The organism is Novosphingobium sp. HII-3, assembly GCF_002916655.1.
GTDB classification, from domain to species: Bacteria; Pseudomonadota; Alphaproteobacteria; order Sphingomonadales; family Sphingomonadaceae; genus Novosphingobium; species Novosphingobium panipatense.
This window is the reverse complement of the sequence record NZ_PPSM01000014.1, coordinates 711,782-727,820: the sequence shown is the minus strand read 5'-3', so window position 1 is coordinate 727,820 and position 16,039 is coordinate 711,782. Positions and strand designations below refer to the sequence as shown.

Below are 16,039 nucleotides of genomic sequence, written 5' to 3'. Positions count from 1 at the left end.
GAAAGCAGACATGGCCACTTCTGTCGAACATATTGGCGCCTCATCCTCCGCCGGTGCGACCGTTCGCGGCGTGCTGGCGGGAGCCGGCGCGGGGGCCTTGTGGGGGCTGGTCTTCCTTGCTCCCGAACTCGCGGCGGGGTTCGGGCCGCTGCAGCTCTCGATCGGGCGCTACCTGTGCTATGGTGCGGCGTCCGTTGCACTGATCGCGCCCCGGCTGCGCGCCGTCCTTGCAGCGCTGAAGCGGCGGGAATGGCTCAGTCTCGCCTGGCTCGCGCTCACCGGGAACATCGTCTACTACATCTTCCTTGCCGCCGCGGTGCAATCGGGAGGTGCCGCGCTCACCTCGCTGGTGATGGGCTTCCTTCCCGTGCTCGTCACCGTGATCGGCAGCCGAGACCACGGCGCCGTTCCACTCACCCGTTTGCTGCCTTCGCTTCTGCTCTGCGTGGCGGGCGGCGTCTGTATCGGGTGGCAGGCTCTCGCAGCGCCCTCGTCCGCCGCCACGGCGGATCGCCTTCTCGGCCTTGGTTACGCCGTCTGCGCGCTTGCATCGTGGACCACGTTCGCCGTCGCCAACGTGCGCTGCCTCTCCCGAACGCGGCTCTCCGTGCATGAGTGGAACCTGCTTACCGGTCTCCTCACCGGCGGCCTTGCCATGCTGCTCGTGCCTATATCGGTCTTCATGGATGACTGGAGCCGGCCGGCGGCCGAATGGCTGGTGCTGGCCGGCACCTCGACCGGCGTTGCCCTGCTGGCCTCCATCCTTGGCAACGCCTTGTGGAACCGAGCGAGCCGGCTGCTGCCCCTCACGCTGGTCGGGCAGATGATCCTGTTCGAAACGCTGTTCGCGCTGCTTTATGCCTTCGCTTGGGAAGGTCGCCTTCCGGCGGCGCTTGAGGTTGGCGCCTTCGGGCTGATTACGGCCGGGGTCGTCAGCTGCCTTTCAGCGCACCGACGCCCCTCGCTCGTCTGACGCGGGCTGCCTTTGCGGCGCCGCGTCAGCCGGCCAGCAACGCCTTCACCGATGCCAGAGCGTCAGCCGCCTTGCTGCCGTCCGGCCCGCCGCCCTGGGCCATGTCGGCGCGGCCGCCACCGCCCTTGCCGCCGAGCGTCTCGACCCCCTTGCGCACGAGATCGACAGCGCTGACCCGAGCGGTGAGATCGTCCGTGACGGCGGCGGCAACGCTCGCCTTGCCGTCGTTCACGGCGATGGCAACGGCCACGCCCGAGCCGAGCCGCTGCTTCGCCTGATCCAGCAGCCCACGCAGCTCCTTGGGATCCAGCCCCTGCAGGACCTGCCCTGAGAACTTGATACCGTTGACCTCTTCGTCAGCCGCCTCGGCCTGAGCCGAACCGCCACCGAGGGCCAGCGCCTTCTTGGCATCCGCCAATTCGCGTTCCAGCTTTCGGCGCTCGTCCAGCAAGGCGGCGACTCGTGCTTCCACCTCTTCAGGCGTCGTCCGCAGCAGGCCCGCCGCGTTCTTCAATGCGTTTTCGCGGCCAATGAGCCACTGCCGGGCCCCTTCGCCCGTCATCGCCTCGATACGCCGTACCCCTGAGGAGACCGCGCTCTCTGAAACGATGCGAAACAGGCCGATGTCACCCGTGGCGCGCACATGGGTGCCGCCGCAAAGCTCTACCGAGTATGTACGCTCACTCGAGCTGCGCCCCATGGAGAGCACACGAACCTCATCCCCATACTTCTCGCCGAAAAGAGCCATGGCACCCGCCGCGATCGCGTCGTCCGGGGTCATGAGCCGCGTAAGCACCTGCTCGTTCGCGCGGATTTCGGCGTTCACTTCCGCCTCGATCGCGGAGATGTCGTCTTCCGTCAGCGCCTTGGGATGTGAAAAGTCGAAGCGCAGGCGATCGGCGGCAACGAGCGAACCCTTCTGCGTCACATGGCCGCCAAGGCGGTTTCGCAGCGCCGCATGGAGCAGGTGCGTGGCCGAGTGGTTCGCGCGAACCGCATCGCGGCGCTCCACGTCGACGGCCAGATGAACTGCATCACCGACCTGGATGGTGCCCGATTCGACGATGCCGCTCATCGCATGAAGGCGCCCGAGCGGCTTTGAAGTATCCACGACCGCGATCCTGAGACCGTTGGCACCCAGGATCTCGCCCCGGTCGCCTTCCTGTCCACCGGATTCCCCATAGAAGGGCGTCTGGTTGGTCAGCACGACGACCTGTTCGCCCGCTTCGGCTGCCGCCACTTCCCTGCCGTCTTTCACAAGGGCCACCACCTGGCCTTCGCCGGTCGTGGACGTGTAGCCGGTGAACTCGCTCGCGCCTTCGCGCTCCGCGATGTCGAACCAGACTTCGCTGTCCGCGGCCTGGCCAGAGCCCTTCCACGCCGCGCGCGCGGCGGCCTTCTGCTGCGCCATGGCGGCGTCGAACCCGGCCTTGTCAACGCCGATCCCGCGCGAACGCAGCGCATCCTCGGTCAGGTCATAGGGAAAACCGTAGGTGTCATAGAGCTTGAAGGCCGTTTCACCCGGCAGCTCACCACCCTCGTTCATGTCGGCCGTCGCCTCGTCGAGCAGGCGCAGGCCGTTGGAAAGAGTGCGGCGGAATTGCACCTCCTCGCGCTCCAGCGTCTCCTCGATCAGCGGCTGCGCACGACCGAGTTCGGGATAGGCCTGGCCCATTTCGGCCACCAGTGCCGGCACCAGGCGATGCATCAGCGGATCCTTCGCGCCCAGCAGATGGGCGTGGCGCATGGCCCGGCGCATGATGCGACGAAGCACATAGCCGCGGCCTTCGTTCGAAGGCAGCACGCCGTCCGCCAGCAGGAAACTGGTGGAACGCAGGTGGTCGGCGATGACACGGTGGCTGGCCCGGCTCTCGCCTTGCGCGGCGACGCCGGTCAGGCTTTCGGACGCTGAAATCAGAGCCTTGAAAGTATCAATGTCGTAGTTGTCGTGCACGCCCTGCATGACGGCCGAAATGCGCTCGAGCCCCATGCCGGTGTCGATGGAGGGCTTGGGAAGATTGCCGACAATCTCCCCGGCCGCCTGCTCGAACTGCATGAACACGAGGTTCCAGATCTCGATGAAGCGGTCGCCGTCTTCCTCGGGCGAGCCGGGAGGGCCGCCCCAGATGTGATCTCCGTGATCGAAGAAGATCTCGGAGCACGGGCCACAAGGGCCTTCGTCACCCATGGCCCAGAAGTTGTCCTTGGTGGCGATCCGGATAATCTTGCTCTCCGGCAACCCCGCGATCTTCTTCCACAGATCGAACGCTTCATCGTCGGTGTGATAGACGGTGACGAGCAGCTTTTCGGCAGGAAGACCCCACTCCTTCGTGAGCAGAGTCCAGGCGTGTGTGATCGCCTGTTCCTTGAAATAGTCGCCGAATGAGAAGTTGCCCAGCATTTCAAAGAACGTGTGATGCCGCGCCGTGTACCCGACATTGTCCAAGTCGTTGTGCTTGCCGCCGGCACGTACGCACTTCTGCGAGGAGGTGGCGCGGGGAACCGCGCGGGTTTCCAGCCCTGTGAACACGTTCTTGAAGGGGACCATACCGGCGTTCACGAACATCAGCGTCGGATCGTTGTAAGGAACGAGCGGCGCGGACTGGACGGCCTCGTGACCATTGCTGGCGAAATAGTCGAGGAAGGACCGGCGGATTTCGTTGGTCGTGTGCATGTTCGGGCCGATAAGCCACCCGCGCGAGGTGGGCAAGCGCAAGTCTACGGTCAGACTGTTCGAAAATCGCGATGACACGTCCGGCCCGTGCTGCGTGGCACCTCCGTATGGTTCCACGCAGCACCCCAGCGGACTGCCCGGACGGCATATACAACAACGCCCCGGCATTTCTGCCGAGGCGTTGTCGTTTTCATATTTCCGCCCTTGATCAGGCGTCGTCTTCTTCCGAAGGCCCGACCATCATTTCTTCGGCCAGCCCGTCCGTCTTTGCCCGGATGGCCTTTTCGAGACGCTCGCACACGTCCGGATTGGACTTCAGGTAGGTCTTGGCATTTTCGCGACCTTGGCCAATGCGGATCGAGTCATAGCTGAACCAGGCGCCAGACTTCTCCACGATCCCGGCCTTGACGCCCAGGTCGAGGATTTCGCCGATCTTGGAGACACCTTCGCCATACATGATGTCGAATTCGACCTGCTTGAAAGGCGGAGCGACCTTGTTCTTGACGATCTTCACGCGTGTCGCGTTACCGACGACTTCATCCCGATCCTTGATCGCGCCAGTGCGACGGATGTCGAGACGGACGGAGGCATAGAACTTGAGCGCATTGCCACCCGTGGTCGTTTCCGGGTTGCCGTACATGACACCGATCTTCATGCGCAGCTGGTTGATGAAGATCACCATGCAGCGCGACCGGCTGATCGAACCTGTCAGCTTGCGAAGCGACTGGCTCATCAGCCGGGCCTGAAGGCCCACGTGGCTGTCGCCCATCTCGCCTTCGATTTCGGCCCGCGGCACGAGAGCGGCAACGGAGTCCACCACCAGCACGTCGATCGCGTTGGAGCGTACAAGAGTGTCGGTAATTTCCAGCGCCTGTTCACCGGTATCCGGCTGCGACACGATCAGTTCGTCGATGTTGACGCCGAGCTTCTTGGCGTAAACAGGATCCAGCGCGTGCTCCGCGTCAATGAACGCGGCGGTGCCGCCCGTCTTCTGCGCTTCGGCGATGCAGTGGAGCGCCAGCGTGGTCTTGCCCGAGCTTTCCGGCCCATAGATCTCGATTACGCGGCCACGCGGCAGGCCGCCAACGCCCAGCGCGATATCAAGGCCGAGCGAGCCAGTCGAGATTGCTTCGACCTGCATGGTTTCCTTCGAGCCCAGCTTCATCGCAGAGCCCTTGCCGAACGCCCGGTCAATCTGCGCGAGCGCTGCTTCGAGCGCTTTTTGACGGTCCATCGAGTCCTTGTCCTTGCCTTCCTGGATCAGCTTGAGCTGAGCAGCCATGTCACTTCCCTCTCTGCTACCGGCATGACCGGAAAGGTCAACGTCACGAGCTGCTATGTACTCGCTTCGTTCCGCGAGAACAAGAGGGGAACTTCGCGAAATTTCCGTTTTTTAATCGCCAGCCGTCTGCGCCAGAACTTCCCCGACTTTTTCGGAGAGCTGCTGCACCGAGAACGGTTTCGGCATGAACCAGGCGTTCGCGATGCCAATCTGCTTGCGAAGCTGCTCCTCCGCGTAGCCGGACATGAAAAGGACCGGAAGATCCGGCGCAAAGCGGCGTATCTCGCGCGCCATGGCGGGACCGTCCAGGCTGGGCATAACCACGTCCGAGACGACAAGATCAAACTGGCCGCCCTCCTCGACGAGTTCCAGCCCCTCCTCGCCATCGCGCGCGCAGGTGACCTGATAGCCCTGCCGGGTCAGTGCCCGCTCCGCTACGATACGAACGGGATCTTCATCTTCCACCAACAGGATCGAACCGCCGCCGGCCCATTTCCTTGTCGGCGGCTGCGGGGCGCTGGACGCCACCTCCGCGTCGCTGCCAGGGCCGCCGTGATGCACCGGCAGGTAGACGGTAAAGCGGGTTCCCCTGCCCTGTTCGCTTTCCGCGAAGATGAAGCCGCCGGACTGCTTTACGATGCCGTAGACAGTCGAAAGCCCCAGGCCCGTCCCCTTTCCCTGCTCCTTGGTGGTAAAGAACGGCTCGAATATCTTGCCCACGATCTCCGGCGGGATACCGCCGCCCGTATCCTCCACGATCAGCGCGGTATATTCCCCCGCCGGGACGATTTCCGAACGCATGGCCCGCACATCGGTAGTGGTGACCCTGCGGGTTGCGAGCGTAAGCCGTCCGGAACCGTCGCCGCGGCTCTGCATGGCATCGCGCGCGTTCACGCACAGGTTCACGATCACCTGCTCGAGCTGGGTCGGGTCCGCCCGGACCGGCCCGAGATCGCGATCATGCGTCACCGAAAGCTGGATCTTTTCACCGATGAGGCGGCGGAGCATCTGCGAGACCTCCGCCACCACGTCGGGCAACTGCAGGACTTCGGGCCGTAATGTCTGCTGGCGCGAAAACGCGAGCAACTGGCGGGTAAGCGATGCGGCGCGGTTCGAATTCGCGCGGATCTGCTGGATATCGTCGTAATCCGAATCGCCGGGCGTATGCCGCATCAACATGAGATCGCACGTCCCGAGGATCGCGGTCAGCACGTTGTTGAAGTCATGGGCAACGCCGCCTGCAAGCTGGCCCACCGCTTGCATCTTCGTTGCCTGGGCGACCTGCCGCTTCAGCCGCATCTCCTCCGACGTGTCGGTGAGGCCAAGAAGCACCGCCGCCTCCCCCAGGCCCCGAACGCCCGCGAGGCTGAGCGAGACGGGATCGTCCGCCTGCGTCGCAAGGCGGATGGCGAGATCTCCGGCTGCAGCAGGGCCCTGTGCAAAGCGCCGGATCGCCTCCGACAGCGCCCGCTTGTCTTCCTTGACCACGAGATCGGTCGGATAGGTGGGCGGTGCCTGCCCCTCCTGACCGGCGGCCCGCATGAATGCGGGATTAGCGAACAGCAGCCGGCCGTCCCGATCCGCCATGGCAAGGCCGAGCGGCAGCTGGCTCAGCAGCGCTTCAAGATGAGGGGCCGAACCCGTGCCGCCGCCGCCGGAGCCGATGCCGTGCGCCGCTTCGACAACAAGCATGAGCGAGGGGGTCGTGTTCGCGTCCGCTTCTTCGGCATTGTCCGGATCCACTACGGGTACGTGGTAGAGGACCAGCGCGCTGCCGCGACCGCCGTCGCGCGCCCAGCCGATCCTTTCGCCCTCCTCCTGGCTCAGCAGGTCGACAAAATCAGCTCCGGTCATGTCCGCCGCCGGATCGCCTGAAGCGCGCATGGCGAAGCCAGCGCTGGCGGTCCTGATCGTGCCGTCAGGATCGACAAGGGCAGCCGCTATACCTGCCTTCGAAAGCGCGCGGCCCAGCTTGCCGTCCAGATGGCTGACGAGTTCCTCCACAGGGTTGCTGACATCATCCGGCGTCAGCCGCCAGATCAGGAAATCGTCACCCCGACCGATCCGCCGGACATCGGCTCGCCAATGCACGCCATCCTCGTTCACGATCTCGGCAGTCCCGTGGCCGTCGCGCCATGCCCGGCGCGTGGTATCCGCCAGCCGTTCGAGCGAGGCGGGAACGACCGGCAGGCTCGGCGGCACGCTCCCGGAGCCAAACCAGCTCTCGAAGGCCGAGTTGGCGCACGTCAGGCGCCCGGCGCGATCGGTCACCACGATCGCCATGTCCGGGCGCTCTATTCCCGCGACGGTGACCGACCAGTCCGGCTGTGCGAACTCGACCTCCGGCTGCGGCGCCCTGCGGCGCGACAGAACCCAGGCGATGACGCCGAACACGGCGACGGAGGCGAGGAACATCCCCATGAGAACGGCATCGCCCGAGGCGATCCACACAAGCAGAGCACTGAGCACCAGCGCTCCAGCCACCACCACGACGTCCGCCCGGACGCCGCCATTCTCGCCCTCTGCCTTCATGCAGAGGTTTCCGTCTGGGCATCTCCCACGACGCGAGGCGGACGGTCACGCCGCGCCCGGTGCTTGTGGCCTATCCACCAGCGCCAGAACCAGAGTGCAAGGAAGTAGCTGACGAAAGCAGCGATAATCGACTGGATGAACAGACCGATGACGACAGCGGGAGCCGTGTCGGACAGCAGCCAGCCCCACCACTGCTCGAGCCCTGCGCCTTCCCTGACCATGGTGGTCACGGTCGCTATGTCGGCATGGTAGCCAAAGCTGTTTCCGATCGCCACGCCAAGGGGCAGGATGATCAGCAAGGTCGTGAAGGGATTGCTGATGAAGGTCACGGCCGCGGCAAGCGGGATGTTACCCCGGAACGGAACGCATAGAAGCGCCGCACCGATGATCTGCACACCGGGAATCAGGGCGAAGATGCCGATGAACATGCCCACGGCCATGCCGCGCGGCACCGATCTTCGGGTAAAGCGGAACAGTTCCTGCCGCTTGGCGAACGGCGCCGTGAGCCGGTTGCCCTCCATCTGCGCGTGCGTAGGCATCTGCCGGTGCAGCCACGCCGAGAGACGGTGGATGAAGGCGATCATTCGCCGCTTACCCGTGATCGCGCATGATGCGCGCCTGATCGCGCTTCCAGTCGCGGTCCTTGATCGTCTGGCGCTTGTCGGCAGCGTTCTTGCCCTTCGCCAGCGCGAGTTCCACCTTGGCCCGACCGCGACTGTTGAAGTAAATCGACAGGGGCACCAGCGTCATGCCCTTGCGCTCCACCGCGCCCTGCAGCCGGGAAATCTCCCGCTCGTGCAGCAGAAGCTTGCGGGGGCGCTTGGGGGTATGGTTGAACCGGTTGCCGTGGCTGAACTCCGGCACGTTGGCGTTGACCAGCCAGCATTCGCCGCCGCGAATTTCCGCGAACGATTCGACGATCGAGCCTTCCCCCGAGCGGAGAGACTTCACCTCGGTGCCGGTAAGCGCGATACCCGCCTCGAACTTGTCCTCAATGTGGTAGTCAAACCGGGCCTTGCGGTTCTCGGCGACTGTCTTGACCTTGTCGAATACGGAGTTCTGAGGGCGTGCCATATCAGCCGCATGTAGGGGCAGGCGCGACAAAAGAAAACGCCCCTTCGACAAGCCATAGCAACCAAAACCGTCGAGACGTCACCAAGCCGCGCCGCGCCGCGTCATGAGGGCTGAACGCAGCCGCGTGCATGCCCCCTCGGACCGGGCGCACTCGTGGAAGTCCACGCGCTCACCGCCGTTGCCGCCCTTCTGCAGCGAGTCCGCAAGCGCGAGGACGCCCCGGCCGTCCGAACGGCGCCTTAAAGCAGGCCGGCGTGAACCAGCGCTTCGTCGACGGCGGACCGCGCCTTTTCGCTGCAGGGCACCAGCGGCAGGCGAAGTTCGTTTTCGATCCAGTCATGGACTTGCGCCAGCGCGTACTTGCACGGGCCCGGCGAGCTGTCCTCGAACATAGCGTAGTGGAGCGGGTAGAGGCGATCGTTCAGCTCGCGTGCCTTCTCCAGATCGTTGGCGGCGCAGGCTGCCTGGAACTGGGCGCACAGTGCGGGCGCGACGTTCGCGGTCACCGAAATGCAGCCGACTCCGCCCGCCGCGTTGAACGGCAGCGCCAGTTCATCGTCCCCGCAGAGCTGCACGAAGTCCTTGCCGATTCCCATGCGGTGGTCGGTCACGCGCGACAGGTCGCCGCTGGCGTCCTTGATGCCGATGAACCGCCCCGGATAGCGGCGCGCCAGTTCGCAGACGGTTTCCGGCAGGAGGTCCGTCACCGTCCGGCCCGGGACGTTGTACAGCACGATCGGCAGGTCATTGTTCTCGGCCAGGTAGCTGAAGTGCGCGATCAGCCCCTCCTGGCTCGGGCGGTTGTAGTAGGGCGCGACCAGCAACGCCGCCGCCGCACCGCACTTCTTCGAAAAGTTCATGTGCAGCAGCGCGTTCATCGTGTCGTTGCTGCCGCAGCCCGCGATGATCGGGACGCGGCCGGCCGCCTGCTCGATGCACACTTCGATCACGCGGTGGTGCTCGGCGTTGGAGAGCGTCGAGTTCTCGCCCGTCGTGCCGCAGGGGACGAGCGCCGCAGAGCCCGATTCGATCTGCCATTCGACAAGGCGCCGGAAAGCCTGCTCATCGAACGCTCCGTCGCGAAACGGTGTGACAAGCGCGGGAATCGAGCCGGAGAACATGGACTTTACCTCTTAACGATGGTCAATGATCGTCCGGCAAGGGAACAAACCCCGCCTGCCGAGCGTCACGTTCAGCGCCTGATAAGGAGCCTCTTCCGAAAATGTCCAGCATGTTGCGCACCCCCCACCTGCTGCTGAGCATTTCTTTCGTCCTCTTCGCCTCGCCTGCCCTTGCGCAGTCCAGTATGCCGGACGGGCGGGAATGGGACGCCGCACGCGCTGCGGCCATGCAGTCGCACGACATGACCGTGCACCAGTCGATCGACCGCTGGAAGCAGCTTTCGAGCAACGATCGCCTTGGCTTCTCCGCCTACACGGGGTTTCTTCTCAGTTATCCCGGCTACCCCCAGCAGGACAGGCTCAGGGGCTATGCGGAAAAGGCGCTGCTGACGGAAAATCCCGCGCCGCAGACCATCGTGGGCTTCTTCGACCGCTTCGCGCCGCTCGGCAGCCAGGCCGCCGGGCGATACGCCGTGGCGCTGTCAAGCCTGCGGCGCGCGGACGCGGCCACCAACGCCGTCGCCGCCTGGCGCAAGGGCAGCCTCATCGCCTCGGACGAGGCGGCGCTACTGGGTCTCTATCGGAACCAGTTCACCCCGGCCGACCATGATGCCCGGATGGACGTGCTCCTCTGGCAGGGGGAGACCGCACAGGCCGAACGCCAGATTTCCTTCGTGTCTTCGGCTCGTCGGCCCGAGTTCATGGAACGGCTCACCTTGCTGCAGGGTTCGCCTCCGGGTACGCTGGGCCTGAGCCTGCCTCCTGCGATCGCGTCTGATCCCGGTTATGTGTACAACCGCGCGGTGCAGGCCCGGCGCTCGGGCAATGCGCCAGGCGCGATCACGCTCCTCGCAAATCGCCCGGCCCTCGCCCGCCCCGTACCCGAACCGCAGCTCTGGGTGCGGGAACTGCTCACCGCCGCCAGAGGCGCGGACGCGGCGAGCGCGGTGAAGATCGCCGCCTCTATCGACGACGCCTTCGCGCCCGGCACCGATGTCAGTCGCCAGCCTTACAGGGTGCGTGACGATTACACGTCCCTGGTTTGGCTCGGCGGCACCAAAGCCCTCTGGAGCCTGCGCAATCCACGGCAGGCGGCGCCCCTGTTCTACCGATACGGCGCGGCCGCCCAGACGCCGGGAACGCGCTCAAAGGGCTTCTACTGGGCGGGCCGGGCGCTGGCGATGGCGGGCGACACCGCCGGAGCGAACCGCTACTTCGAGATGGCCGCGCAGTATCCGCAGTACTTCTACGGGCAGCTTTCGCTTGAGCGGCTGGGGCGACCGATTCCGAACCTCGACACCCGCCCCACCGCCACTCCCACCACGGCGCAGCGCACGGCGTTCGCCTCGCTGCCGATCACACGGGCGGTGCGCGACGTCGCCCGTGACGCCGACTGGCGCACCGGCATCCAGTTCTACCGGGAGATCGCGGATCAGGCGCAGACGGCGGAAGACCATGTCCTCGTCGCCGACCTCGCCCGTCAGATCGGCCGCCGCGACCTGGCCGTCATCATGGGGCAGAGCGCCCATGCGGGAGGGTTCGACCAGTTCGGCAAGATTTCATTCCCGCTGGTGCCGACGCCGCCGGGCACGGACTGGACGATGGTCCATGCCATAGCGCGTCAGGAGAGCCAGTTCGCGCAGAACGCGCTCAGCCACGCCGGAGCGCGAGGGCTCATGCAGCTTATGCCCGGCACCGCCCGCGAGCAGGCGGGCAAGATGGGGCTGGCGTATGATGAGGGCTCGCTAATCAGCGATCCCAACTACAACATCCTGCTCGGCGACGGGTATTTCCGGCGGGTGAAGGATTACTTCGGCGGTGCCGTGCCGCTGGCTGTCGCCGCCTACAATGCCGGCCCGGGCAACGTGAACAAGTGGCTTCGCGCCAACGGGGATCCGCGTACCGGCGCTGTGGACTGGATCGACTGGATGGAACAGATCCCCATCTACGAGACCAAGAACTACGTCCAGCGCGTGCTGGAGAATGCGGTGGTCTACGAAACCATCTATCCCGAAAAAGCGGACTACAGAGGGGCAAACAAGCTGACGCGGTTGATGCCGGGGAAGCGCACCCCCGGCTGAGGCCTGCGCATAAGCGGCGAGGAGACGCTTGGCCCTTCGCCGCCGATTGCCTAGAGAGAGCGGCATGAAACCAGCCGGTCCTCCGATCACCCCTGCAGGCATGGCCAGCCTGCGCGCCCGTTACGATCATCTGCTCGGCAAGGAGCGGCCGGAGATCGTGGAGATCGTCTCCTGGGCCGCCGGCAACGGGGACCGATCGGAAAACGGCGACTATCTCTACGGTCGCAAGCGCATGCGCGAGATCGATCGCGAACTGGCTTTCCTCGCCCGGCGGATGAAAGCCTTGCGCGTCGTGGAACCGGCTGAACAGACCGATCGCAGCAAGGTGTTCTTCGGCGCAACGGTCGAGCTGGCCGATGAAGAGGACGAACGCCTCGTCATCACCCTTGTCGGCGACGACGAACAGGATGCTTCCACCGGACGCATCGGCTGGAGCGCGCCTCTCGCCCGGGCTCTTCGCGGTGCCGCCGTGGGCGACCTGCGGACGGTTCGCCTGCCCTCCGGTGAGAGGGAATGGGAGATCATGGCGGTCAGCTACCCGTGATCGAACTTTCCCTCGATGCCGTCGCCTTCCTTGTGGGCGTAGCCTTCCTTGCCGGTAACATAGACGCCATGGCCGGCGGCGGTGGGCTGCTGACGATCCCTGCCCTGATGGCTGCGGGGATCCCGCCTGTCTCCGCCCTTGCAACCAACAAGCTGCAAAGCACGATCGGCACCTCCTCGGCGTTCCTCACCTTCCACCGCGCGGGCCACGTGGACCTGAAGGGCTATGCCATCCCGGCGGCAGGTGCTTTCATCGGCTCCGTGGCGGGCGCGACCGCCGTGCAGTTCCTGAACCCGGCTGTCCTGTCCGCCTTCGTGCCGGTCCTGCTGGTGGCGATGGGGCTGTATTTTCTCCTTTCCCCGCCGATGAGCGACGTGGACCGCCACGCCCGGCTCGGGCGCATCGGCCTGACGCTGGTGACGACCGGGATAGGCTTCTATGATGGCTTCTTCGGCCCCGGCACCGGCTCGTTCTTCACCACGACGCTCGTGGCACTGGGAGGGCTGGGGCTGGTGCGCGCCATTGCCAACACGAAGTTCCTGAACCTGTCCACCAACATCGCCGGCCTGCTCGCCCTGATCGCCGGCGGCAAGGTCCTCTGGCTGCTGGGCGGCGCCATGGCCGTGGCCAACGTGGCGGGCAACATGACCGGCGCCCGGCTGGCGATCCGGTACGGCGGCAAAGGCGTTCGTCCGCTGCTGGTCATCATGTCGCTGGCGCTGACGATCAAGCTCCTGTCCGATCCGAACAACCCCGTCTGGTCCCTGTTCTAGACGCGCCCCGCAGCCTATACCCGCGCGCGATGCTACGTTCCGCCGTGTACTTGGCCCTGTCGATGGCCCTTCTCGCCCTCGGCGCGCCCCCGGCGCACGCCCGCGAAAGTCTTGGCCTTTACGGAGACTGGGGCGCGTTCCGGGACCCCCTTGTCCCACGCTGCTACGCCATCGCCCTGGCGCAGCCGAACCTGAAGAAGCGTGATTACCAGCCTTATGCCGCCATCGGCACCTGGCCCCGGCGCGGTGCCCGCAGCCAAGTCCACTTTCGCCTGTCGCGCCAGATGGCGGAAAACGCCAGGATCTACCTGCGTATCGGCCGCCAGCGCCTTCAGCTTACGGGTGGCGGCGGCGATGCCTGGGCACTTAACGCAGCCGACAACGCGACTATCGTGGCGGCCATGCGGGCATCATCCATCATGTCCGTCTCGACGCGAGATGCGCGCGGGCGCTCATTCACGGATCGATGGTCGCTGCCCGGTGCCGCTTCGGCGATGGATGCCGCCCTTATAGGCTGCGCCAAGCTGCGCTGAATGCAAGAAGGGCGGAGCCGAAGCCCCGCCCTCCCCTCGCCATGAGGCTGAAGTCGCGTCAGAAGCGCACGCCCACGCCAGCCATGACCTGGTGGCGGTCCAGGTCGAGATCGAAACGCTGGCCATCCGGGGAGTCGCCGGTGTAGTCGAGTTCGCCCTTCTCGTAGTTCGAGTAACGGTACTCGAGCTTTGCGAAGACGTTGTTGCTGATCGCCTGCTCCACGCCGGCGCCGATGCGCCAGCCATCCGCGTCGAGATCGCGATTGGTGTCCGTCGTACCGATGGCGTTGCGTACGTCGAACTTGGCGTTGGTGTAACCGCCCTTGGCATAGACCATCGTCTGCGGGCTCACGACGTAACCGACGCGGGCACCAACGTAGATGTCGCGGTTGGTCTTCACGTTGCCGACACCGAAACCTTCGAAGTCACCATCCTCGAAGCTGGTCTTCGCGGTCGACCAGGTCACTTCCGCCTCGGGGCCGATGACGAAGTTGTTCATGCGGAAGTCGTAACCCGCACCGACGCCATAGGCGAACCCATCGATCGACTGGTCGTTGTCCTCGTTGACGTCGTCATCGATGCTGCTTCCGGCTTTGCTGACGTCGTAACCTGCGAGAGCTTCGACGTGGAAGCCCGTGAAGGGCTCTGCCGGGCCGACGTTCTGCGCCATGGCCGGAGCGGCCACGGCCATCGCGGTGCCAGCAGCCAGGCAAACAAGGATCTTCTTCATGCAAGGTACTCCAATGAATCCGTCCCGTGAGGCAGTTGCATTTCTGCCCGTCGGGTAACCAGCCAGCGGATCGTTCCGCCTGGACTGGTCAAAAGCTTTTGAATGGCTTGGAGTTTCCTGAACCTCACACAACAAGATGACTGAGGCTTTTTCGCAACACTGCGGGACGGGGTGAGATGTGGGCGCGGTGCGCGGGAGGAACCGGGCCGCGACAGATGTGTTCGCGCGCGCCGCAGGTGCGGGCTCGTCACAGATCTTTCGTTTCGGCTCCGGATGCACTATATGCGCGCCGATCATGTCAGAAACGAACCTCTCCCCTGCCGGGGCGGACGCGGCTTCGACCGCTGCCGGCCTCATGCCGATCCCGGGCCATGTCGACCCGATGACCGTGCCGCGCCCGACGCTGGTCGAAGGCGTGACGCCGCGCGAAGATGGACGGACAGACCTCGTCGGCTTGCCACGGAAACGCATTGCCGAGTTGTTCGAGGGAGCGGGACTGGACGCGAAGGCGGCAAAGCTGCGCGCCAAGCAGGTCTTTCACTGGCTCTATCACCGCGGCGTGACCGAGTTCGACGCGATGACCGACATCGCCAAGACCATGCGCCCCTGGCTGGCGGAGCGCTTCGTCATCGGCCGCCCGACGATCGTGGAAGCGCAGCACTCCAGCGACGGCACGCGAAAGTGGCTGCTGCGCACCGCAGACGGCCATGATTTCGAGATGGTGTTCATCCCCGACGCCGACCGCGGAACCCTGTGCGTTTCGTCGCAGGTGGGCTGCACACTCAACTGCCGCTTCTGCCACACCGGCACCATGCGCCTGGTGCGGAACCTGACCGTGGGCGAGATCGTCGGGCAGGTCATGCTGGCGCGCGACGCACTGGGAGAATGGCCGAAGAACGCCGAGGACATCCGCCTCGCGACGATGGCCGGTCTCGACGACGACGAGGACGAAGGGTCCTACTCGGCCGATGGCCGCCTGCTCACCAACATCGTGATGATGGGCATGGGCGAGCCGCTCTACAACTTCGACAACGTGCGTGACGCGCTCGGGATCGTCATGGACGGCGATGGCCTCGCTTTGTCCAAGCGCCGCATCACGCTTTCCACCTCGGGGGTGATCCCGCAGATGGAGCGCTGCGGCCAGGAAATCGGCGTGAACCTTGCGGTTTCGCTCCACGCGGTGACCAAGGATGTGCGCGACGAGATCGTCCCGATCAACAAGAAGTACGGCATCGAAGATCTGCTGCAGGCCTGTGCCGACTACCCCGGCGCATCGAACGCCCGGCGTATCACCTTCGAATACGTGATGCTGAAGGACAAGAACGACAGCGACGAGGATGCGCGCGAACTCGTTCGCCTGCTGCGCAAGTACAAGCTGCCCGCCAAGGTCAACCTGATCCCGTTCAACCCTTGGCCGGGCGCCCCTTACGAATGCTCGACGCCGGACCGCATCCGCGCTTTCTCGAACATCGTCTTTGAGGGGGGCATCTCCGCCCCCGTCCGGACCCCGCGCGGCCGGGACATCGACGCGGCCTGCGGCCAGCTCAAGACGGCGGCGGAAAAGAAGAGCCGTGCCGAGCTGGACCGGCTTTACGCCGAAAAGGACGCGGCGCTGGCGGCCGAAGCGCAGTAAACGGATCCCGTCGCCCTGCACTCATGCGGGGCGGCGGGCTTGTGCCGCAAGGGCCGTTCCCGGCAATAACCCTCGGTCTTGTCGGCGCT

Annotated in this window: 13 protein-coding genes; 6 read left to right on the top strand and 7 right to left on the bottom strand. The window is 65.2% G+C overall.

Annotated elements, in window-relative coordinates; all coding sequences use genetic code 11:
• The first annotated feature begins 10 nt into the window (after positions 1-10).
• Positions 11-973 carry a DMT family transporter gene (locus C2R25_RS07285; protein WP_103728507.1) on the top strand — a complete coding sequence of 321 codons (963 nt, stop codon included), beginning with the start codon at positions 11-13 and terminating at the stop codon, positions 971-973.
• Between the two features lie 25 nt (positions 974-998).
• Here the strand turns inward: C2R25_RS07285 and alaS are convergent, their stop codons facing one another.
• The 6 genes from alaS to dapA form a co-directional block, all read right to left on the bottom strand.
• Entirely contained in the window at positions 999-3,647 is a 2,649-nt protein-coding gene (alaS, locus tag C2R25_RS07280; protein WP_103728637.1) for an alanine--tRNA ligase, read from the bottom strand.
• Positions 3,648-3,855: 208 nt separating this feature from the next.
• Complete coding sequence (gene recA, locus C2R25_RS07275; RefSeq protein ID WP_103728506.1) at positions 3,856-4,929, bottom strand: recombinase RecA; 1,074 nt, start codon at positions 4,927-4,929, stop codon at positions 3,856-3,858.
• A gap of 111 nt (positions 4,930-5,040) precedes the next feature.
• Entirely contained in the window at positions 5,041-7,461 is a 2,421-nt protein-coding gene (locus C2R25_RS07270) for an ATP-binding protein (RefSeq protein WP_103728505.1), read from the bottom strand.
• Entirely contained in the window at positions 7,458-8,045 is a 588-nt protein-coding gene (locus C2R25_RS07265) for a DUF2062 domain-containing protein (RefSeq protein WP_103728504.1), read from the bottom strand. The genes C2R25_RS07270 and C2R25_RS07265 overlap by 4 nt, the downstream gene beginning before the upstream one ends.
• A 7-nt stretch (positions 8,046-8,052) precedes the next feature.
• Positions 8,053-8,535 carry an SsrA-binding protein SmpB gene (gene smpB / locus C2R25_RS07260; protein ID WP_103728503.1) on the bottom strand — a complete coding sequence of 161 codons (483 nt, stop codon included), beginning with the start codon at positions 8,533-8,535 and terminating at the stop codon, positions 8,053-8,055.
• A gap of 239 nt (positions 8,536-8,774) precedes the next feature.
• Positions 8,775-9,656, bottom strand: coding sequence for a 4-hydroxy-tetrahydrodipicolinate synthase (gene dapA / locus C2R25_RS07255; RefSeq protein ID WP_103728502.1), 882 nt, complete (start codon positions 9,654-9,656; stop codon positions 8,775-8,777).
• 101 nt (positions 9,657-9,757) lie between these two features.
• Between dapA and C2R25_RS07250 the strand changes: the two genes are divergently transcribed.
• From C2R25_RS07250 to C2R25_RS07235, 4 genes are all read left to right on the top strand, one after another.
• A complete protein-coding gene (locus C2R25_RS07250; protein WP_103728501.1) occupies positions 9,758-11,737 on the top strand; it encodes a lytic transglycosylase domain-containing protein in 1,980 nt (659 codons plus the stop codon).
• Between the two features lie 64 nt (positions 11,738-11,801).
• The gene (gene greB, locus C2R25_RS07245; RefSeq protein WP_103728500.1) at positions 11,802-12,281 is read left to right on the top strand and encodes a transcription elongation factor GreB; all 480 of its coding nucleotides are present in this window, start codon (positions 11,802-11,804) and stop codon (positions 12,279-12,281) included.
• On the top strand, positions 12,278-13,054 hold the full coding sequence (locus C2R25_RS07240; RefSeq protein WP_233203802.1) for a TSUP family transporter: 777 nt from the start codon (positions 12,278-12,280) through the stop codon (positions 13,052-13,054). The genes greB and C2R25_RS07240 overlap by 4 nt, the downstream gene beginning before the upstream one ends.
• A gap of 62 nt (positions 13,055-13,116) precedes the next feature.
• Positions 13,117-13,587, top strand: a complete 471-nt coding sequence (locus C2R25_RS07235; RefSeq protein WP_233203801.1) for a hypothetical protein — start codon at positions 13,117-13,119, stop codon at positions 13,585-13,587.
• Positions 13,588-13,645: 58 nt separating this feature from the next.
• On the opposite strand, the gene C2R25_RS07230 is transcribed toward C2R25_RS07235, so the two are convergent.
• Positions 13,646-14,317 carry an outer membrane protein gene (locus tag C2R25_RS07230; RefSeq protein ID WP_103728497.1) on the bottom strand — a complete coding sequence of 224 codons (672 nt, stop codon included), beginning with the start codon at positions 14,315-14,317 and terminating at the stop codon, positions 13,646-13,648.
• Between the two features lie 295 nt (positions 14,318-14,612).
• On the opposite strand from C2R25_RS07230, the gene rlmN reads away from it, so the two are divergent.
• Positions 14,613-15,950: a 23S rRNA (adenine(2503)-C(2))-methyltransferase RlmN gene (gene rlmN, locus C2R25_RS07225; RefSeq protein ID WP_103728636.1), complete on the top strand. Its 1,338-nt coding sequence runs from the start codon at positions 14,613-14,615 to the stop codon at positions 15,948-15,950.
• The last annotated feature ends 89 nt before the right edge of the window (positions 15,951-16,039 follow it).